Origin of the sequence: Olsenella sp. An293 (genome assembly GCF_002159495.1) — a bacterium.
Taxonomy (GTDB): domain Bacteria; phylum Actinomycetota; class Coriobacteriia; order Coriobacteriales; family Atopobiaceae; genus Thermophilibacter.
In genome coordinates, this window is sequence record NZ_NFIT01000005.1 from 1 (window position 1) to 18,668 (window position 18,668).

The following is an 18,668-nucleotide window of genomic DNA, read 5'->3' on the forward strand; positions in this document are numbered from 1 at the left end:
GTCCATGTGGTCATCTCCCAAGTCTCTGTCAGCGTGGTAACTGAAGATTCTAGGCGGTGGCCACACCCCTTTTCAGGGGTGCTCTGACACCAACGTTTGGCACGCGATCTGGAGATGGCGGGCGAGAAGAACGAGGCCTTGACCCTAGCGCTCGTCGAGCGGCACGTAGCCCTCCGAGTTGGGCATGACGGAGTTGTAGGCGGGACGGATGATGCGCCCCGCGCCGTAGAGCTCCTCCATGCGGTGGGCCGTCCAGCCCGCAAGGCGCGCCATCGCGAAGATCGGGGTGTAGAGGTCCTGGGGGATGCCGAGCATCGAGTACACGAAGCCGGTGTACATGTCGATGTTGGTACTGATGGACTTGGTGATGCCACGGACGTCGCGCATGACCTGCGGGCCCAGGCGCTCGATGCTCGCGATGAGGTCGAGCTTCTCGACCTGACCCTTCTGCTCGGCGAGCTTGCGCGCATAGGAGCGGATGATCTCGGCGCGCGGGTCGGTCTTGGTGTAGACGGCATGGCCCAGGCCGTAGAGCAGACCGGCCTTGTCGAAGGCCTCCTTGCGCAGAATCTTGCCCAGGTAGTCCGCCACCTCGTCGTCATTTGACCAGTCGCGCACGTGGGCGGCGACGTCCTCGATCATGTCGTTGGCCTTGTAGTTGGCGCCGCCGTGCTTGGGACCCTTGAGCGATCCGATGGCCGCCGCGTAGGCTGAGTAGGCGTCGGTCCCGGAGGACGACAGGACGCGCGTGGTGAACGTGGAGTTGTTGCCGCCGCCGTGCTCGGCGTGGAGGATGAGCATGACGTCGAGTAGCATCGCCTCCTCGTGCGAGAAGCCCTCGTCGCTGCGCAGGACGTCGAGCACGGTCTCGGCCATCGAGTAGCCCTCGCGGACGGGCGGGACCATGAGCTTGGTGTCGTTCTGCTCGGCGACGTGCGCAGCGTGCGCCACGGCCGCCGTGCGAGGCCAGCGGCCGAGCAGCGAGAGCGCGACGTCGATCTCGTGCGTAGGCGAGGTGTCGTCCGGCGTGGGGTCGAAGGCGTAAAGCAGCAGCGTCGCGCGCTGCAGCACGTTCATGATGGAGTGGCTGTACGTGGCGCGCGGGAAGATGCCCAGATAGCCCTCGGGGAGCTGCTTGCGCGCGTCGATGCGGGCGCGGAAGTCGTCGAGCTCGTCGCGCGTGGGAAGGCGCCCGGAGATGAGCAGGTAGGCGACCTCCTCGTAGCCAAAGCGGTCATCGGCCTGCGCGGCGTTGATGAGCTGGTCCACGCCGTAGCCACGATAGATCAGCTGGCCGTCGTCGGGCTCGATGCCGTGCTCGGTCCGGTTGTAGCCGTGGACGTTGGAGATCGTCGTGAGGCCCACGAGCACGCCTGAGCCGTCCGCGTTGCGCAGGCCGCGCTTGACGTCGTACTTCTCGTACAGCTCGGCGGGGACCACGTCCACGTCCTCGTAGCCGTGATAGAGCCCGTCGGAGACGGGGGGCAGCCCGAGGGCGACCGAGGGCATGGGATAGGCGTCGGCGACATGGTCGAAGGCCGGCGTGTCGCGCGGCGTCAGGATGGGCCAGCCGGCCCCCTTGGGAATGCGGATCATGGGCTACCTCCTCATCTGTTGCCGGGCCGAGGAGACGGCCCGACGCGCCCCCTAGAGACGGTACATGTACCTGAAGACCTCCTCGCGCTGCATCATGATCTGCACGCCGAGGGTTGCGGAGAGCTCGTCCAGGCAGGCCTTGAGGTCGGAGAAGTCCGCAGGGCCCAGGTCGACGAGCATCGTCATCGTGAAGGTGCCCTGCAGGATGGTCTGAGAGATGTCGAGGATGTTGGCATTGCGCTCGCTGAGCGCGCCGGCGACCGCGGCAACGATTCCGGGGCGGTCCCCACCCAGAACGGTGATGATCGCGCGGCTCTCGGTTGCGGCGTTAGTCGTCGCCATGTCGTTTTCCGCCATGGTGCCTCCTTGGGTACGGCTCATTCAGATGGTGCCCATTCTACCGGCAGAGCCGACCGCCGTCACAACTTGCCCACGCAACCGTGCGAGAGACGTAACCTCCGAGGGGCTGCCAAAGCGGCGCTAGTTCTGACTCTCCTCGCCCATGCGCTGCTCAAAGAGGACGGCGACGTCCTCCGGCGTGATGCCGAGCGCGACCGCCAACTCCGCACACGAACGCTCGCGCGCCTCCTTGAGAATGCGCTCGTAGGCCACGGGCGGCTTCTTGTTGCGCGCCGAGAGGTCCTCTATGCGGATGCGGAAGGTCTTGGCGATGCGCACGGAGTCGAGGCACGAGCCCTGCCGCATCTCGCTGCGGTAGTGCTCCTCCTCGAGCGAGTTGTTGCGCGCGGTGAAGCTCTCGACCTCGAGGGCGGGATAGACGTCGATGATGTGCTGCGCCTCGTCGCGCGTGAGGACCGGCCTCAGGCGTGCCTCGTTGGCGATGGGAAAGCTGATGTGCACCGGATGACGCTTGCCAACGGGCAGCAGCCGATAGACCGCCTGGGGTCCCTCCGTCACTTCCTCCACGCGACAGACGCCCTGACCGGGATGGACGAGGTACTCCCCTATGCCATACATTGGCAGCTCCTTTCACTGCTGCTCAGTATAGCACGGAGACAGGTGAATCCATGTCGTTTACGGAAACGGTATTGAAACCTTAAGCACACTCAAGTAGGTTAGTACGTTTATGTCTTGCAAGCGGTTTCTAGTCAACGAGCGTGATGCTCGAGATGACGGGCTGGGTCTGCTCCGTGACCAGGCCGCTTGCCTCGTCGGCGATGGACACGCCCTCGCAGATGGCGTCGACGACCTCGATGCCCGAGGTCACGGTCCCAAACGCCGCGTACTGGCCGTCCAGGTAGTCCGCCTCCTCCTGCATGATGAAGAACTGGGAGCTCGCGGAGTCGTAGTCGCTCGCGCGCGCCATGGAGATCGTCCCGCGCACGTGCGGGATGTTGTTCTCCACGCCGTTGTCCTCGAACTCGCCCTTGATCGTGGCGTCCGAGCCGCCGGTCCCGTTGCCCTCGGGGTCCCCGCCCTGGATCATGAAGCCCGGCACCACGCGATGAAACGTCAGGCCGTCGTAGAAGCCCTCCTCCACGAGGTGACAGAAGTTGGAGACCGTGATGGGCGCCACGTTGGCGTTGAGCGCCACCTCGATCGTGCCGTAGCCCTCGACCTCGATCTTGGCGTGGTGCACGCCCGTGGCGTAAGGGTCGTCCGCGTCGACGGAGGAGATGTCGGCGCCCGAGGTCTGCTCGGCGGGGGCCGTGGCGTCGTCTCCCTGCGTCTGCGAGGCGGTCTCGCCCGTGCAGCCCGCCGCGAGGACGACGAGGCACGCCGCGAGCGCGAGCGCAAAGATGCCGAGAAGGGCGCGGGGCTTTCTGTTTCTGACGGTCACGACGGTTCCTTTCTCACGAGGTCCTGCCGCCCGGAGCCTGAGCCGGGCGGAGACGCCGCGCGACGAGCGTCGCGGCGCAGCAGAGGGCGGCGGCGAGCGCCGCGGGAAGCACCCATCCGAGGCCGAGGTCTGCCAGCGGGAGCGCGTCGAGGGGCAGGGAGAGGTCGGGCGCGAGCACGTCACGCGCCGACTCGACCGAGCTCACGACCACGGTCACCCCGACCGTCCATGGCCAGACGCTCGGGAGGGCGTCGTAGGGTCTTCTCAGCATGCCCATGACCACGAGCACGATCGCGGGCGGGTAGAGCGCCCCAAGCAGCGCCGCCGAGAAGCTCAGGATCGCGTCGAGCCCGAGGTTGGAGACGGCGCAGGAGAAAACCGCGAAGACGAGCGCGCAGGCACGGTACGAGACGCGGGGCAGCTCGCCCGAGAAGTACGTCCCACAGCAGCTGATGAGGCCGACGCACACGTTCAGGCACGCGAGCAGGAAGATGGCGGCGACGAGCACCGTCCCGAGCAGGCCAAAGTGCAGCGTCGCCGACTCCGTGATGACCTCGGCCCCGTTGGTGGCACCCGCAAGCGGGGCGCTCAGCTCAAGTCCCACGAGACAGAGCCCGCCGTAGACGAGCATCATGAGCGCGCCAGCGATCACGCCGGCGCGGCAGACCTCCCGCATCACGCCGCGCCCGTCCGCGACGCCGAGCCCACGGACGTTCTCGGCGATGACGAGGCCGAAGGTGAGCGAGGCGAGCAGGTCCATGGTCTGGTAGCCTGTGAGGAAGCCCTGGACGGGGGCGTTGCCGTCATAGGGGGCCACCGGCGCGGCGGGCGCCTCTGCGCCTCCCGAGAGCAGCGAGAAGAGCGCGGCGCCGACCACCGCGACGATGAGTGCTATGAGCGCGGGCCCGGTGACGCGCCCGAGAAACCTCGTGAGCCGCCCCGGACGCAGCGCGAGCAGAAACGCCAGCGCGAAGAAGGCGAGCGAGAACGCGAGGCGCGCCGCGTCGACCGAGCTGTCCGCGGGCAGAAGCGGGGCGAGCATCTCAAAGGCGGTCGAGGCCGTGCGCGGGATGGCGAGGCACGGACCGATGGCCAGATAGACGAGGGCGACGAAGACGCGGGCAAAGAGCGGGTGCACGCGCGCGGCGAGCTCGCGCAGGGTGCCCGCGAGCGCGACGGCGACGATCCCCAGGACCGGCAGCCCCACGCCCGCGGCAAAGAACCCCAGCAGGGCAGGAAGGCTCTCGGTGCCCGCCTGGACGCCGAGCAGGGGCGGGAGGATGAGGTTGCCCGCGCCAAAGAACATCGAGAAGAGCGTGATCCCCACGGCGAGGGTCTGTCGCATGGGGAGGCTGCCCGAGGGTTCCTCTCCCCTGTCGCGGCACTCGATCGAGACGGCTGCCATCGTCAGACGTGACCTTACGCCGAGCAGCAGGACGTGACCCAGGCGACGAGGTTGGCCGTCGCCGAGCCGGAGCGCTCCGCCAGGACGTGCCCCTGACCCCAGACCGGGGTGTGGGCGACGTCGGTCACGCCGTCGTACTTCCTCAGCGCGAAGACGATGTTGGGCGCGGTGCCGAGGGGGACGTCGGTGTCAAAGAGTCCCTCGTTGATGCGCCAGTGCGGCGCAACGGTCGCCTGCCCGTAGCCCTCGTAGTGGCCGCTCAGCCAGAAGAGCGGGTTCATCATGGCCACGCGCGTCACCATGTCGGTCTCGAGGGAGTCGACCTTCTCGAGGTCCTCCTCCCAGTCCGCCTCAAGCTCGGCCGGCCAGTCCTCGCAGGACGCATAGGCGTCGAGGTTGGCCTGGATCAGGCCCTCGGCGAGGGCGTCGAAGTGCAGCGTCGACTCCTCGCCGATGCCAAAGAGCTGGTTGGTCTGGGAGCTGCGGTCCGGATGGTCGAAGGGGGACGCGTCGAGCGCGGCGGGGCGCAGGTTCAAGACAAAGTCGCGCAGACTCGAGACCGAGACGCTCCCGGAGCGGTGGTTGTAGTTGATCCACCAGTTCTGCGCGTTGAGCGCGGCGAAGTAGCTCTGCGCGGTGTCGTAGATGGTCGACTGGACCTGGGCGACGCCCGTGAGCGTGACCTGCGCGGGATCCTGAGCGGGCGTCTCGGCGGGCGCCTCTGCCGTCTCGGCGTCCCCCGCGGCGGCCTCGCCCACCGTCTCCTGACCCGTCCCGTCGGCGACCGCCTCGGCGGGAGCGGCGCTCATGGCGGCATCCGCCTCGCGCGTCGCGGCGAGGTTGGGGTCGCCGGGGAAGGTGGGGTCCTCGAGGCGCTGCGGGGTGTAGGCATAGGGGAACGAGGTGTTCTGCACGAAGTGCGTGGCGGCCTCGTCGATGACGTCGAGCAGGGCACTCGCGTAGGAGCCCATCGAGTAGACGCCCGCCTCGGTCTCGTCGAGCGTGAGCTGGGCGTCATCCGCGTCGCGGAGATCCATCTCGTTGACCCAGGTCCCGTAGGCCCCGGCGAGATCCTGCGAGAACAGGCGCGTCCAGGTGCCCTCAGCGCGCGTGGCTTCGCTCGCGTACTGGCCCTGGCCCCACTCGTAGGCGGCGTCCGCCACGTCAAAGGACGTGACGGGGCACCACGAGGCGCTGCCGGCGATGGCGTCCGAGACCGCCTGCCCCTCGGCGTCGTGCGTGATCGCGCCGATCGAGTCCAGGTAGGGCTCGAAGAGAGCGGCATCGCCGGAGGAGCCGAGCACCGCGCTCAGCCCGCCGCCGGCGCCGAAGCCAAAGACAAATACCCGGCTCGCGTCGCAAGGAAGGGCGGCGGCGTTGTAGCGCAGGTACCTGATCGCCGCCTTGAGGTCCACGACCGGCCAGGGAGAGCCGCCCGGGAAGAGCTCGTCGGAGCCGGAGGCCGTGTCATAGCCCGCGGACCTGCCGCGGAAGCCGGCGTAGACGTAGATGCAGCCGGCGTCTAGATAGGGCGCGAGGCCGTCGAAGGCGTAGGTGGTGGGGCTTGCCTGCGCGGCGAGCGTCCCGGTGTTGATGGGCATGAGGACAGGCGCGGTGGCGGCGGTGAAGGCGCCCACCACGGCCTTCTCGTTCACGGTGCAGGTATACGTTGACCCGTTCTTCTCGGCCGTGAAATAGGCCCCGGGGACAAAGACCGCGAGGGACTCGTAGGTCTCGGTCGCAGGAGACAGGCAGTAGCGCAGGCCGAGCTGGTAGTAGACGTCGTTCTCCTCGTCGTAGCGCCAGGCGCCGGCGTCGAGCGCCAGCGACTCGAACTCCGTGAGGTCGACGGAGGGGTCGGGGGACTCGGGGTCCTCGGTCGGGGTCTGGGGCGGCTGCGCGGCGGGGGTGCAGCCGGCCAGGCCAACGGCGGCGCCCGCGGACGCCAGCGCGAGGAACTCTCTTCTTGTGCAGCCCATCGATCCTCCTTGCGAGCGGGCGCGGCGCATCCGTTCGCCGCCCGCGCCTCGTGGGATTGCTCAACGCAGCTAGTATTGTACGCGTACGCATACGCGCGCGGCGTTTCTCGCGCGGTAACCATCAATTGCCGACAGGGCTCGAAGGGACGGCCGCCATGCTCAGGTTTGGGCGCAGAGACGACGGGACGAGGCGGGAGCCGGCGCAGCCGCTGCCCGAGGACGCGCGTCGGCTGCGGCTGCGCTTCGTCGGGCAGGTGCAGGGCGTCGGCTTTCGCTGGACCTCGATGAGCGTGGCGCGCGGGCTCGGCCTCACCGGCTGGGTGAGAAACGAGCGCGACGGCTCGGTCAGCGCGGAGATCCAGGGCAGCGCGGCCCACGTGGGAGCGTTCTTCTCGGGCATGCTCGAGGCGTATCGCCGCCACCCCATCAGCTACACCGTGGACCAGCGCGAGGACATCCCCCTGGTGGAGGGCGAGCGCGACTTCGAGGTGCGCTACTAGCGAGAAGGGTGACACGGGGGCGACGAGGCGCAGGCGGCCTTAGCGGAGCTTAGCGGAGAAAAACGTGCAGATAGCAAAGCAGGCCGGAGACACATGGCCTCCGACCTGCGAAAGTTCTGGTGGCGGGGAAGGGAGTCGAACCCCTGACACGGGGATTTTCAGTCCCCTGCTCTACCAACTGAGCTACCCAGCCATTTGGTGCGGGAATTACTATACCAAACTCGCCGTCGCTGTCAAAGACTTTTTTCTGGGAAGAGGAGGCGCGCGACCCTGCGCTGCCGAGGGGCCGTCACGTCCCGCTCGGAGATGTCGGCCGCGGGCCCGTCATCGTGAGCTGGCAGCCGCAGACATCGATTGCGTCGCCGTACGGGACCACGACGCGGCGGTCGATGGGGCGGCTGCGATACGTCGCCCGGACGGAGGAGCCGAGGTCACTCACCTCCATCCCGTCCGACGTGGGCACAAGGCGCAGGTGCCGGTCGGAGACGGGAGGCGCGCGGAGGATGACGTCGCACGACGCTCTCCCGCCAACGACCGCTCCCCCATCGCCCACCGGCGTCCACACCTCGAGCGCAGAGCCCCGCACGACGACGCCGACCTCATCTGCATGGCGCAGCGCCAATGAGCGCTCCATCACCGACGGGAGCGGCACCTCCCTCGCGGCGCCCCGCGAGAAGTCGTAGAGGCACCCGTAGCAGACGTCCATGTCCGCGTAGAGCTCCGAGTCGCACCGTGGGCATCGCTTGACCTCGTATCTTCCCGAACCGTTACCCATGATTCACCCCTTCTAGAGAGCCCCGACGCCGTCCGCGCTGATCGAGCAGGCCCACAGATGCTCGCCCTCCTCGAGCCAGCCCCCTTCGCGGGCCGGCCTCTCCACGACGCACCGGGCGCGCGGGTGAGACGCGCCCCGCCCCGGCGAAAGTCCCCTCTTGACGAGAAGCACCTCCCCACGCTCCCCAATAAAGGCGACGTCAAGGGGGTATCGCATCCCAAAGGTGTGTATGGAGGAACACAGGGTCAGAAGCACCGCGGGGGCGTCCTCGTCCGTGCCGAGAAGACCCCTCAGCCTGTCTCTCCAGGCGGAGAGCACCGTGACCTCGAGAACCTCCCCCGGGCGCTCGTCAGAGCGCAGACGCGCCGCCACCATCTAGACCACCACCCCGGGCCGATAGCGGTCCACCACGAGCTGTCGCTCGTGGCGCAGGGCGAGCGGTGCGGCGTAGGTGATTCCCGGCATCCTGAGAAGGCGTGGCCACGGACGATAGGTGAGCGTGCAGGTATAGCGCGTGAGCAGGGGCGATATGACAAACGTCGTCCCCTCCCCGCCGCCCTCCACCGCGCTCGCGCTCACCTCGACCTCACAGGTTTCTTCCCGACCCAGCGCCTCGGAGAGGGCGGACTCCACCTCGTCGACAGCCGCGACCTGGGTCTGCTCGCCTGCCGGAGCCACGCCGTGGGAGATGACCGCGTCGAGCGCGGCCTGGTCGAACGCGGCGCACGCCTCGATGAACCACATCAGGTTGAGCACGATGAGGGCGACCACGATGACCACGGGCGTCATCACCGCGAGCTCTACGGTCATCTGGCCCTCCTCCCCTCGCCGCGGGCGGGCGACGCGCGCGCTCATGCCGCTCCCCCGAGCTTCGAGAGGTCGATGGTGAGGGGGATGCCGATGCCCGTCCCCGGGATCGGGAGCTCGGCGACGGTGAACTCCTCCGTGCCCACCTCGTCGGCAAGCCATAGCCCCACCGACTGCGCGAAGTCGGTCGCCGAGCCCGAGTCCGGAAGCGTCGCCACGAGCTCGCGGACGGAGGAGACCTGGTCGAAGCCTCCCTGGTCGAGCACCTTCTGGGAGTTCACAAGGACGGGCTTTCGCAGCCGCAGGTCAACGGGCTCGAGGCCGGCGTCGCTCATGACTTGCTTGAGACGCCCCTTCAGCCAGGCGCCGACCGTCCCCCCGAGCACCCCGTCGAGGTTGTCAAGAAACTCGCCGCCCTTCTCGGCCACGCTCCCGTACGCCGAGCCGTACCCCAGAAGCAGGCTTCCCCAGAGGTCCATCACGCCATCCAGGGCCCCGCCAAGGGCGGAGTCGCTCGCCGAGATGGCGTCAAAGAAGCGCGAGAGCACGTTGTTCTCGGCAGTGGAAGGGTCCGGGGCGAGGACGGCTGCGGAGACGGCCGCCCCCTCGGGGAGCTCTGCGGACGAGAGGAACGCGGCGGTGAGCTCGGTCGGGACCACCCTCGAGGCATCGCGGGCGACGACGGCGACGCAGCCCCAGGCGCCCGGCGGGCACAGGGAGGGTCGCGCGACGCTCAACTGGTCGAGGGCCGTCGAGAAGGCCCCCTCGCCCTCCTCGGCTAGTCCCTTCAGGCGCTGCTCCAAGGCGACCTCCTCGTTTCTCGCGCGCTCGTGGTCCTCGGACGCCTCGACGATGATCCTCCAGTAGTACTCAAACCCGTTGTCGATGGGCGTCGAGGCGGCGGCGACCCTTCCGAGATCGCCGACGTCCATCCGGCACTCGTCGCAGCGGGCAACCGAGCCCGCGTCGACCTCGGCGACCGAGGCCAGCCCCGCGGAGGCCCCCGTTGCCCCGGGGCACAGCAGCGAGGAGTGCAGGGTCCTCCCGCCCTCCTCGGTCGTGCACGGCCAGCGAACGTCGGTGTAGAGGGTGGTCGAGCGGGTCTGGTCGGCGTTTCTCGGCAGGCTCGGAAGGTCGATGGAGACGCTGCCGTCCGGAAGCTCCTGATACGACCCGCCCCTCACCTGCTCGAGCGCATACTCGTAGAAGGCCTCGCGACAGGCGGAGTCGGTGATCTCCTCGGCGGTCGAGCCTCCGACCTGCGCGGACGCCACGCGCGCCGCATAGTAGTTTCGGGCGCGGGCGAGCGGCGCGCCGAACGTCCACCCGGCAGACGTCGGGTAGCGGGGGTTGAGCGATCCCCCCAAGCCGGCGAGCGTGGATGCCCGCTCCCACAGACAGTACGGCGACGACCCGCAGTCGGCCTCCCAGCCGCGATCGAGCGCCTCCTGCGCCCGGAGGCGCGCCCGCTCCATCTCGTCCGAGACCTCGCCCATCTCGACCGAAAGCTCGGCGAGGCGCTCGTCGTCGACCTCCTTGCGCAGCCCGGAGAAGTCCGACCTGGACTCGGACGGAAACGGAAGCGCGCATCCCGCGTAGGACATCCCGCCCACGGAGTTGGCCTCGACGCAGCTCGCCGAGTTCGCGACGATCAGCAGCGGCAGCGTCGCCTCGAGGCGCTCGATTCCGTCCGCGGCGCTCCGCGCGAACTCCCCGCGCGCGTCGAGGATGCGGCTCCCCGCCTGAACAATCTGCGCCCCCGTGGCGGAAAGCCCCGGGACGCACGAGACGACCAGGCCCGCGCCCAGCACCACGACTCCCGTGAGCCCCAGGCTCAGGACGCACGCGTCGATCGCCTGGGTCACGGTCGAGAAGGCCGCGACCGCGTTCTGTCCCGCCATGGCGCAGGCATCGGCCACGCGCTGGACCTCGGAGGAGCGCCCCGCCACCCACGTCGCCCCCGCGGAGGCGAAGACGAGCGACAGGCTCAGAACCAGGGCGACCGCGACGCCCACCGTCGTGAAGCCGTCCTCGTCGTCCCTGAACAGCGAGAGCACGGGCGCGCCCGCGACGCGCTCAGCCCCAGACCCCAATCCACTCCGCATAGTCTCCCCCAATCCAGTCCGCCCGCACCTCGCGAGTCACCTCTGCCTCCAGCTCGACCACGCCGCCCGCCGAGGTCCCCAGCGCCAGCACGACCGCGCCGAACAGCGGGAGCGGCCGCACGGAGCCCCCGACGGACGCCGTCACCCTCCCGTCGTCCCCCGGGCCCTCGACCTCGACCTCCCAGGCGCCCGGGCCTCCCTCGTGAAACACGGGCACGTTGGGGACGGCGGCAAGACGCCGAAGCGCGTAGGAGCGCAGGTCCCCCTCCGTCCCGAGCGACGTGGCGGCGAGACGAGTCAGCTCGGCTGCCGTCGACGCCATGACGGAGCGCGTGTACAGCACGCACGCCGGCTGCACGAGCAGCGCCAGCAGCGTCAGCACGACGGGCACGAGCAGGGCGGCCTCGACGCTCGCCTGGCCGCTCCCTCCCCGCGCCATGAGGCGCGTCAATACTCCAGGACGTCCTTGAGCAGCGACGTCATGCCGCCACCCGAGCTGTGGGACGCCGCGTCGACGGAAAGCTCGAGGAGCCTGCCGTCCCTCGCGGCGTGCCACAGCAGCGCGAGCGCCCCGACCATTGCGACAAAGGCCACGAGCAGCAGGAGGTACTCGAGCGTCGACTGCCCCGCGTCCCCCGCCGCGCCAGGCCTTCGTGGCCAAGCGATCAGAGCTCGACGTCGTCGACGTCCATGCGCCATGACGTGACCTCGCTTCCACCGCCGTCCCCCTCTCGTATGACGCACAGCTCGACCCATCCCGCCCCCTGAATCACGCAGGCCCACGTCTTTCCGGACAAGTCGAGGTAGCCCGCCTGCGCGACGATGCAGTCGCCGCGCAGGCGAAACCCCTCGAGGACCTTCTCGCCCTCCTCGACGAGCGAAAGCTCGCTCTCGCGCCGCGTCTGCCGTGCGCCGTCGAGCAGGTCGAGGGCGACCTCAGAAGCCTCGTCCTCGCCCAGGGCGTCCAGGGACCCCTCCACGACCTCCTCTAGTTCGCGCGAGGTCTCTCGCCGCCCTCCCGCCCACAGCGCCGCCAGCGAGAGGGCCGCGCAGAGCACGAGAAGGACGGCGGCCGCGACGCCGCGGCCTCGCCCTACAGCGAGTTGATGCCGCTCGCGATGGCGTCCCACAGCTCCGCCACCTTGTCCCTGAACAGCAGGATGGCCGCGATGGCGATGACCACCAATACGCCGACGAGGATCGCGTACTCGGTCGTCCCCTGGCCCCTCCTGTCCGCGAGGACCTCCCTCGCCCTGGCCCTCCCCATCGTCACGATCTCAGCCATGCGTCTCTCCTCTCTTCCCACGGTCTCATGCGACCTCCTAACCAACCACCAGCGCCGAGCCCAGAAGCGGGCCCAGAATCGCCAGAAACATCGCCGGGACGATGAGCGTCCCCAGAGGGACGAGCATCTTGACCGGCACCTTCTCGATCTGCTCCTCGACCCTAGAGCGCTGCTCCTCGCGAACGGCATGGGCCTGCCGCTCGAGAGCGCCGGCGAGCGGGGCGCCAAACGAGAGCGCCTCGGCGACGACCGACGCAAAGCGCCGCAGCGCGCCGATCCCCAGCTCGTCCGCGAGGCGAGCGAGCGCGTCCTCTCGCGTCCTCGCCCCGATGCGCCAGCTGAGCATCGCCTCCCCAAAGGCCTCCGAGAGCGCGTTTTTGTACTGCTCGCAGTACAGCTCGAGGGACGAGTCAAAGGAGAGCCCCGCCGAAAGCCCCAGCGTCACGATGTCGAGAAGAACCGGTAGCTCAGAGAGGCACGCCTCCCTGCGCTGCGATCGTGCCTCCGCCTCGCGAGCCCTGCGCACGACGGGAAGGTCCAGCGCCAGGTCCGCGAGCCGGGAGATCCGCGTCGTCCCGAGCGACTCCCGACGCAGGTGCAGCGGACCTCCGAGCGCGAGATAGCACGACAGCGCCGTCAGCGCCGCGACGCAAAGCGTCAGCGCAAGTCCCTCGGGCCCCATCACATCACCCCCCGAATGAGCCTTCTGATCAGCAGCAGTGCCGCTCCGTCAAGCACCATGGCCAGAAGGACGCACCCGGCGCCTGAGGGCGTGAACAGGCCCTGCTGGAAGTCGGGGGACACGAGGGAGAGCACCCCGACCATCACCACCGGAAGCAGGCACACGATCCTGACCGAGAGCCTGACCTGCGCCGTCTTGACCACGAGCATGCGCTCGAACTCCTCTTGGCGCTCGGCGAGGCGCGCGGAGCGAAGCAGCAGGTCCCTCAGGGGACTTCCCGTCCGATGCGAGATGACGAGCGCAGCCGCGAGCAGGCGCGCGCCGGGGACGTCGAGCTCCTCCGCAAGGCTCGCGACGGCCTCCTCCGTCGCCACTCCGCACCTCAGACGCAAGGACATGCGCGCGAACACGCCCGAGGCGGGCCCACGCTCGTGCGACCCCACGTAATCCACCGCCTGGGAGAGCGTCTGCCCCGACCCCATGGCAACGGCGAGCGTCCGATAGATCCCCGGCATCTCGGCGAGCACCTCCCGACGCATGCGCTGCCGGCGCGCGGCATCCCGGGCAACCACGAGCGCGCACAGGGCGCAGGCGACGACGGGAAACGCCAGCGGCGTGAGAAACAGCACGGATGACGCCGCGGAGGCCAGCCCAATGCCCATGAGAAGGGCGGCGAGGGCCTCCGCCCCACCCAGACCAAGCGAGGCGAGAAACCCCTGCGCCTGAGCCTCGCGCGCCATGCGGCGGCCAAGCTCCGTCCCGAGCAGCGCCGCGACGGGCCTCGTCCCCGCCACTCGACGGACGACGCGAGACGCCCGGCGCGCGACGAGAAACGCCATGCGGCCCCCTGAGCGCAGGACGTCACCCGTCCCGGTGGCCAGCAGCACGGAAAGCCCGGCGAAGGCAGCCAGGCCAACGCTCATCGGAAGCAGGACCTCCATCGCCGCACCTCCCCCTCCTCCAGCACGCCGTCCAAGACCGCCGAGGCGACGAACCCCGGCTCGTGGCCCATCGACCACGTACCCTCCGACGCGTCGAACGTGACGCACTCGTCGAGCACCGCCTCCCCTCCCGCGCCACGGGAGACCTCGGAGAGCGACGTCACCACGCGCCGGCCGCCCGCGAGACGCCTCGTCACCACGACGAGGTCGATCGCCGTCGCGATCTGCTCCTCGATGAGATCCGTGGGCAGGTCCATGCCAAAGCGCGCCATGAGGATGAGCCGCAGGACCGCCTCCTCCGCGCTGCCCGCGTGCAGGGTCGTCAGCGACCCATCATGCCCCGTGTTGAGCGCGTTGAGCATGTCGATGCACTCCCCGCCGCGCACCTCGCCGACCACGATCCGGTCCGGGCGCATCCTCAGGGCGTTCTTCACGAGGTCCCTGATCGTGACCTCGCCTGAGCCCTCGATCGAGGTCCCGCGCGCCTCGAGGCGCACGACGTTGGGATGGGCGTCAAAGCGCAGCTCCGCTGAGTCCTCGATCGTGACGATCCGCTCGCCGAGGGGAATCTCGCACGAGAGGGCGTTGAGCAGGGTCGTCTTTCCGGACCCCGTGCCTCCCGCGACCGCAATCGAGCGCCGGGCGCGAACCGCCCAGGAGAGCAGCGTCGCGAACCAGCGGGGAATGGACCCGAGCTCGACGAGCCGCTCGAGGGACCAGGCTCGCGCCGAGAACTTCCGTATCGTGACCGCCGGCCCGTCGATAGCGATGGGCGCCGCCACGGCGTTCACACGGTCGCCGTTGGCGAGACGTGCGCTCACGAGCGGGCTCGACCTGTCGAGACGCCGCCCAAGCGGGGCGAGGATGCGGTCCATGACGATCATGATCTGCTCGGGGGAGTCAAAGACCGTCTCGGCGGGGTGCAGCTCTCCCCCGCGCTCGTAGAAGAGCGCCTTGCACCCGTTGATCATCACCTCGGTAATCTCCTCGTCCTCCAGCAGCCGCTGGATGGGGCCGAGGCCGCACACCTCGTCAAGAACCTGCGAGACGAGCGTCGAGCGCTCGTTGGGGAGCAGCCCCTCGAATCCCTGGGTGTTGAGGATGGTCTCGAGGGCAACCGCAAGCTCGTCGCGAACCTGGCCGGAGCGCTCGCTCGAGAGCATCCCGGCGATCACGGAGAGCCCCACACGCTCGACCAGCGCCGCCTTGAGCCGCTCCCGCGTTTCCCTCAGGTCGGCGGGTCCCCGCTCCTCGGGGCCTCGCTGCGCCTCGATCTCCCGGACCCGCTCGAGAACAGACATCTACCTCGCCTCCCTTCGCAATCCAAACAGCCCCCGATGCCATCGGGGCTCGCCTCCGGCCGCCCTTCTCGCCCCCTCCGCGTCCGGGAGTCGCCCGAGCTCCGCGAGCATCTGCGCGAGCGCCGACGCCACCGAGTCGGAAAACGGCGAGCCCGACTCCGCCAGGTCGATCGCCCGGCCGGACGCGAGAAGGTCCTCGGTCTCGAGCCCGCCCTCAAAGGTGCGGAACACCCGTGCGGTCTCGAGCCCCACCTCCGCTCGCCCGGTCGAGAGGTCCGCGTGCTCGCGCGGGTTCGCCCGATTCTCGATCCGGGCGATCCTGGTGCGCGCGACGCCGAGGCGCACCGCCAGCCCGCTCGTCCTCGCCAGCGCCGCCGTTGCCCCCGGCCCGCCGTCCGAGACGATCACGAGACGGTCTGCGAGCTGCGCTGCCTGGGCCACGGCATCGGTGAAGGTCGGAGAGGTGTCCACGAGCAGGAGGTCGCACGAGGTCGCAAGCGCCGAGAGAAGCTCCCCCGCCCTCGCCGCAGCGAGCTCGGACGTCTCTGGTCGGTCGCAGGGGCCCACGACGCTCAGGCCGGGATGCGCGGTGACCCTCATGCCCTCTGCCACCTCGGGCGAGATCGAGCCGACCGCGGAAAGCCGAGAGAGGTCGCTGCCCCCGGAAAGACCGAAGCAGGAAAAGAGGTTCCCGCAGGCGAGGTCGAGATCGACGGCGCAGACGTCCAGCCCCCACAGCGCCGCGTGGGCCGCGGCCGTCGCCACGATCGACGTCTTCCCGACGCCCCCGCGCCCCGAGCACATGACCACCAGCGGGGCGCGCGGCCCCGCCACATCGATGGCCACGGGACGGGGCGGGGGCGCAGGGACGACCGGGCTGACCGGGCGACCCCCATCGCCGGTCCCGATTGCCGCGTCAAGGTCGATGACGAGGTCGATGCCCGCCCGCGCGGCGCGGGAGCGCAGGGAGCCCGTGACGCCCCGCTCCGCCAGGGCAACGGTCCGCGCGCCCCCGTCGCTCACGATGGCGGCCGCGAGATTCACGGGAGAGACGCCGTCTGCCGACGGGCCCACGAGGGCGCAGAGCTCACCCGGCACCGCCTCGGCAATCGCCCCGCGCAGCGCATCGGCCGACCCCACGAGCTCGAGAGACGCCCCCGGGTCGACGCCGAGCAGCGCGGCGCGCAGGGCGGCGCGGTCGCGCTCCGCGCACAAGGCCACCCACTCGCTCATGAGCTCCCCTCCTCATCCGTCGTCTCCTCGGGCATGACCGACGTGGGCGCGATGCCCGAGCCCTCCGCGAGCCCCTCCGCATCATCTGCGGGAAGGGCGAGCCGCAGGCTTCCGTCCGCGCTCGACGAGAGGACGCTCGCCACCGCCTCGGGCGTCACCGCCACCGTGACGCTGCCCCGAGACCCGATCCCCGTCTGCTCTCCCAGCGCGCGCAGCACCACCAGATCCGCGCTCACCAGTCCCACGCCCGTGTCGCTCACCCGATAGGCGACGAGCGTCGTTCCCTCCGTCGCGGACGGGGGAAGCCCCAGGCTCTCGGTGACCGGAAGGGACAGCGCGACGCGGCCGGACGGGACCTCGATGGCGTCCTCGTCGTCGCGGAAGTTGAGATCCGTAAGAGGCGCGCCCGCGGCGGCGGGAATCGTCACCTCGGCACCCATGACCTCGTCAAGGCCAACCACCGCCCCCTCGGGAGCAAGGTCGGCGAGCCAGTCGCGCTCCGTGACGTTTCTGCCGTCCACGACCTCGCCCGCCTCGAGCCCCTCGGGGGCAACCACGAGGCTCACGACCTCGCCGCCGTAGCGCTCGAGGGCCTCGGCCCTCACGCGGTCGGCCTCCTCCTGGACGTGCTGGCCGTACAGCGCGCAGAGCATCATGGCGAGAACCGCGCACGAACCTGAGATCGCCAACCTGAAGCGACGCGTCATCGAACAGACCCCCTTCCTCGCGCCTGCGCCGCAAGCGCGGCGCGTGAGGGGATTCTCCGCCCGCCGGAGCCGGGGGACGGCAAGCTCGCGAGAAACCTCGACACGACGCCGACGGGGAGCTGACCGCACGCTGACATAACGGCCGTTCGGGCCGCTCAGCAACTTGACATAAGTGAATGAGCGTGAAACATTCGACGTTTCACGCTGAGGAGAACCTGTGAATCCGCAGGTAATCTGATTCTATATTTTATATGACCACATCAGGGTCGAGAGAAAGGGCGCTTTCGCGCATCTCCGCCGCCAAAGAGACGTAGCACTCGAGCCGACGGGACGAGAAGCGCCCCTCCCGCTCGCCGGCGCGCACGCCGCATCCCGGCTCATGCGTGTGGGTGCAGTCCCTGAAGCGGCACTCGCGCGCCGCCTCGGCAATCTCCGGGAAGACCTTCGCGAGGCCGCGCTCGTGGCCGACGATCGGAAGGCTCCGAAGCCCCGGCTCGTCGACGATGACCCCGCCTCCCGGCAGCGAGACCATGCGCCGGGCCACCGTCGTGTGCCGGCCGGCGTCATCGCTCGCCCGCACCGCGCCCGTCTCGAGCACGTCGCGTCCGAGAAGGGCGTTGAGCAGCGTGGACTTGCCCGCCCCCGACTCGCCCAGCACGATCGCCACCGTCCCACGCGGCACGAGCTCCCTCACGGCGTCCGTGCCCCAGGGCACTTCGAGCCGGGCCGCGCAGACGCCCACCCGACGAGCCTGCGCCCCGTCCGCCGTCGAGGAGGTGAGCGCGATCCCGCATCCCTCCCCCAGGACGTCGCGCACCGCCGCCACGTCCTTCTCGAGCGTCTCGTCCGAGGCGCGGTCGGCCTTGGTGAGCACCACCGCGACGTCCGACCCGCAGTCGCGCGCGATGACCGCCGAGCGGGCGATGCGGTCGCACGACACCGGTCGCTCGCCGAGCTGCTGGACCACGAGCACAAGGCCGACGTTGGCCGCGAGCGTCTGACGCTCTCCGCGGGCGCCCCCGCGCCAGCGGGCGATGTCGCTCTCGCGCGGGAGGATCTCCTCGATGAGGCCCATGTCGTGCCCGTGAGGCCTGCGGGCGCACACCCAGTCGCCCACCGCCGCGCGGGAGTCCGCGCGGCCGCGCAGGCCGTCCTTGGTGAGCCGCGTCGAGAACTCCGCCCGGAAGGTGGCGTCCGCCGCGAGCACGGCGGGATAGCCGCGGTCGAGGCGCACGACGCAGCCCATGACCAGCTCGTCCTTATCGGCACCTGCCTCGACCGCCCGCTCGCAGGCCCCGACATACGCCGCGCGCTGGCCCTCGCTCGGCGAGAGCTCGTCAAAGGAGGGCAGCTCCGTCAGCGTGGAGAGCGCAGGAAGGCTCCCCTGAGTCCCGTCGGCGCTCCGCACGCGCCTTTTCTTGGATGATCGCTTGGCCACGACACCCTTTCCGTTGCGTCTTTTGTCTCCGCAAGTATAGCCGTGGCGCATGGCCGCAGCGGGGATTGTTGCCAGTGCGTCACGCTCCGGCGCAGGCGGTCGCCGCCCGTCAT

Annotated in this window: 21 protein-coding genes and 1 tRNA gene; 1 reads left to right on the plus strand and 21 read right to left on the minus strand. The window is 69.7% G+C overall.

Annotation, left to right across the window (positions count from 1 at the left end; genetic code table 11):
• Positions 1-144: 144 nt before the first annotated feature.
• The 6 genes from B5F85_RS04090 to B5F85_RS04115 form a co-directional block, all read right to left on the minus strand.
• The gene (locus B5F85_RS04090) at positions 145-1,596 is read right to left on the minus strand and encodes a citrate synthase (RefSeq protein WP_204204628.1); all 1,452 of its coding nucleotides are present in this window, start codon (positions 1,594-1,596) and stop codon (positions 145-147) included.
• Positions 1,597-1,647: 51 nt separating this feature from the next.
• A complete protein-coding gene (locus B5F85_RS04095) occupies positions 1,648-1,953 on the minus strand; it encodes an ACT domain-containing protein (RefSeq protein WP_239386672.1) in 306 nt (101 codons plus the stop codon).
• A 123-nt stretch (positions 1,954-2,076) separates the two neighbouring features.
• On the minus strand, positions 2,077-2,574 hold the full coding sequence (locus B5F85_RS04100) for a CarD family transcriptional regulator (protein WP_087314653.1): 498 nt from the start codon (positions 2,572-2,574) through the stop codon (positions 2,077-2,079).
• A 127-nt stretch (positions 2,575-2,701) separates the two neighbouring features.
• Positions 2,702-3,397, minus strand: coding sequence for a peptidylprolyl isomerase (locus B5F85_RS04105; RefSeq protein WP_239386674.1), 696 nt, complete (start codon positions 3,395-3,397; stop codon positions 2,702-2,704).
• Positions 3,398-3,410: 13 nt separating this feature from the next.
• Entirely contained in the window at positions 3,411-4,802 is a 1,392-nt protein-coding gene (brnQ, locus tag B5F85_RS04110; protein ID WP_204204629.1) for a branched-chain amino acid transport system II carrier protein, read from the minus strand.
• 14 nt (positions 4,803-4,816) lie between these two features.
• Entirely contained in the window at positions 4,817-6,781 is a 1,965-nt protein-coding gene (locus B5F85_RS04115; RefSeq protein ID WP_087314655.1) for a subtype A tannase, read from the minus strand.
• 155 nt (positions 6,782-6,936) lie between these two features.
• On the opposite strand from B5F85_RS04115, the gene B5F85_RS04120 reads away from it, so the two are divergent.
• Positions 6,937-7,281 carry an acylphosphatase gene (locus B5F85_RS04120; RefSeq protein ID WP_087314657.1) on the plus strand — a complete coding sequence of 115 codons (345 nt, stop codon included), beginning with the start codon at positions 6,937-6,939 and terminating at the stop codon, positions 7,279-7,281.
• Positions 7,282-7,398: 117 nt separating this feature from the next.
• Here the strand turns inward: B5F85_RS04120 and B5F85_RS04125 are convergent.
• The 15 genes from B5F85_RS04125 to rsgA all read right to left on the minus strand — a co-directional run bounded on the left by B5F85_RS04125 (position 7,399) and on the right by rsgA (position 18,525).
• A tRNA-Phe gene (locus B5F85_RS04125) sits at positions 7,399-7,474 on the minus strand.
• Between the two features lie 96 nt (positions 7,475-7,570).
• Positions 7,571-8,056: an FHA domain-containing protein gene (locus B5F85_RS04130; RefSeq protein WP_087314659.1), complete on the minus strand. Its 486-nt coding sequence runs from the start codon at positions 8,054-8,056 to the stop codon at positions 7,571-7,573.
• Between the two features lie 12 nt (positions 8,057-8,068).
• The gene (locus B5F85_RS04135) at positions 8,069-8,431 is read right to left on the minus strand and encodes a DUF192 domain-containing protein (RefSeq protein WP_087314661.1); all 363 of its coding nucleotides are present in this window, start codon (positions 8,429-8,431) and stop codon (positions 8,069-8,071) included.
• Positions 8,432-8,866, minus strand: coding sequence for a hypothetical protein (locus B5F85_RS04140; RefSeq protein ID WP_087314663.1), 435 nt, complete (start codon positions 8,864-8,866; stop codon positions 8,432-8,434).
• 41 nt (positions 8,867-8,907) lie between these two features.
• A complete protein-coding gene (locus B5F85_RS04145; RefSeq protein WP_239386676.1) occupies positions 8,908-10,956 on the minus strand; it encodes a hypothetical protein in 2,049 nt (682 codons plus the stop codon).
• A complete protein-coding gene (locus tag B5F85_RS04150; protein WP_087314982.1) occupies positions 10,940-11,407 on the minus strand; it encodes a TadE/TadG family type IV pilus assembly protein in 468 nt (155 codons plus the stop codon). The genes B5F85_RS04145 and B5F85_RS04150 overlap by 17 nt, the downstream gene beginning before the upstream one ends.
• A gap of 8 nt (positions 11,408-11,415) precedes the next feature.
• A complete protein-coding gene (locus B5F85_RS04155) occupies positions 11,416-11,667 on the minus strand; it encodes a hypothetical protein (protein ID WP_239386678.1) in 252 nt (83 codons plus the stop codon).
• On the minus strand, positions 11,634-12,098 hold the full coding sequence (locus B5F85_RS04160) for a hypothetical protein (RefSeq protein WP_143786127.1): 465 nt from the start codon (positions 12,096-12,098) through the stop codon (positions 11,634-11,636). The genes B5F85_RS04155 and B5F85_RS04160 overlap by 34 nt, the downstream gene beginning before the upstream one ends.
• On the minus strand, positions 12,062-12,253 hold the full coding sequence (locus B5F85_RS04165; RefSeq protein ID WP_087314668.1) for a class III signal peptide-containing protein: 192 nt from the start codon (positions 12,251-12,253) through the stop codon (positions 12,062-12,064). The genes B5F85_RS04160 and B5F85_RS04165 overlap by 37 nt, the downstream gene beginning before the upstream one ends.
• 37 nt (positions 12,254-12,290) lie before the next feature.
• Positions 12,291-12,935, minus strand: a complete 645-nt coding sequence (locus B5F85_RS04170) for a type II secretion system F family protein (RefSeq protein ID WP_087314671.1) — start codon at positions 12,933-12,935, stop codon at positions 12,291-12,293.
• Positions 12,935-13,876 carry a type II secretion system F family protein gene (locus tag B5F85_RS04175; RefSeq protein ID WP_087314673.1) on the minus strand — a complete coding sequence of 314 codons (942 nt, stop codon included), beginning with the start codon at positions 13,874-13,876 and terminating at the stop codon, positions 12,935-12,937. The genes B5F85_RS04170 and B5F85_RS04175 overlap by 1 nt, the downstream gene beginning before the upstream one ends.
• Positions 13,855-15,177 (minus strand): CpaF family protein, encoded by a 1,323-nt coding sequence (locus B5F85_RS04180; RefSeq protein WP_087314675.1) that lies wholly within the window; start codon positions 15,175-15,177, stop codon positions 13,855-13,857. Before B5F85_RS04180 ends, B5F85_RS04175 begins: the two co-directional genes overlap by 22 nt.
• On the minus strand, positions 15,178-16,410 hold the full coding sequence (locus B5F85_RS04185; protein WP_087314677.1) for a hypothetical protein: 1,233 nt from the start codon (positions 16,408-16,410) through the stop codon (positions 15,178-15,180). It abuts the gene before it with no gap.
• Positions 16,407-17,117, minus strand: coding sequence for an SAF domain-containing protein (locus B5F85_RS04190; RefSeq protein WP_087314679.1), 711 nt, complete (start codon positions 17,115-17,117; stop codon positions 16,407-16,409). Before B5F85_RS04190 ends, B5F85_RS04185 begins: the two co-directional genes overlap by 4 nt.
• A gap of 247 nt (positions 17,118-17,364) precedes the next feature.
• Entirely contained in the window at positions 17,365-18,525 is a 1,161-nt protein-coding gene (gene rsgA / locus B5F85_RS04195; RefSeq protein ID WP_239386680.1) for a GTPase RsgA, read from the minus strand.
• Positions 18,526-18,668: the final 143 nt, after the last annotated feature.

Bases quoted from the DNA above. Each gene is read 5' to 3' on its own strand.
- B5F85_RS04155 (WP_239386678.1), bottom strand. From the start codon at position 11,667: ATGGCGCATGGACGTCGACGACGTCGAGCTCTGATCGCTTGGCCACGA.
- B5F85_RS04140 (WP_087314663.1), bottom strand. From the start codon at position 8,866: ATGACCGTAGAGCTCGCGGTGATGACGCCCGTGGTCATCGTGGTCGCC.
- B5F85_RS04115 (WP_087314655.1), bottom strand. From the start codon at position 6,781: ATGGGCTGCACAAGAAGAGAGTTCCTCGCGCTGGCGTCCGCGGGCGCC.
- B5F85_RS04180 (WP_087314675.1), bottom strand. From the start codon at position 15,177: ATGTCTGTTCTCGAGCGGGTCCGGGAGATCGAGGCGCAGCGAGGCCCC.
- B5F85_RS04170 (WP_087314671.1), bottom strand. From the start codon at position 12,935: ATGGGGCCCGAGGGACTTGCGCTGACGCTTTGCGTCGCGGCGCTGACG.
- B5F85_RS04185 (WP_087314677.1), bottom strand. From the start codon at position 16,410: ATGAGCGAGTGGGTGGCCTTGTGCGCGGAGCGCGACCGCGCCGCCCTG.
- brnQ (WP_204204629.1), bottom strand. From the start codon at position 4,802: ATGGCAGCCGTCTCGATCGAGTGCCGCGACAGGGGAGAGGAACCCTCG.
- B5F85_RS04120 (WP_087314657.1), top strand. From the start codon at position 6,937: ATGCTCAGGTTTGGGCGCAGAGACGACGGGACGAGGCGGGAGCCGGCG.
- B5F85_RS04165 (WP_087314668.1), bottom strand. From the start codon at position 12,253: ATGGCTGAGATCGTGACGATGGGGAGGGCCAGGGCGAGGGAGGTCCTC.
- B5F85_RS04095 (WP_239386672.1), bottom strand. From the start codon at position 1,953: ATGGCGGAAAACGACATGGCGACGACTAACGCCGCAACCGAGAGCCGC.
- B5F85_RS04175 (WP_087314673.1), bottom strand. From the start codon at position 13,876: ATGGAGGTCCTGCTTCCGATGAGCGTTGGCCTGGCTGCCTTCGCCGGG.
- B5F85_RS04100 (WP_087314653.1), bottom strand. From the start codon at position 2,574: ATGTATGGCATAGGGGAGTACCTCGTCCATCCCGGTCAGGGCGTCTGT.
- B5F85_RS04190 (WP_087314679.1), bottom strand. From the start codon at position 17,117: ATGACGCGTCGCTTCAGGTTGGCGATCTCAGGTTCGTGCGCGGTTCTC.
- B5F85_RS04135 (WP_087314661.1), bottom strand. From the start codon at position 8,431: ATGGTGGCGGCGCGTCTGCGCTCTGACGAGCGCCCGGGGGAGGTTCTC.
- B5F85_RS04090 (WP_204204628.1), bottom strand. From the start codon at position 1,596: ATGATCCGCATTCCCAAGGGGGCCGGCTGGCCCATCCTGACGCCGCGC.
- B5F85_RS04130 (WP_087314659.1), bottom strand. From the start codon at position 8,056: ATGGGTAACGGTTCGGGAAGATACGAGGTCAAGCGATGCCCACGGTGC.
- B5F85_RS04150 (WP_087314982.1), bottom strand. From the start codon at position 11,407: ATGGCGCGGGGAGGGAGCGGCCAGGCGAGCGTCGAGGCCGCCCTGCTC.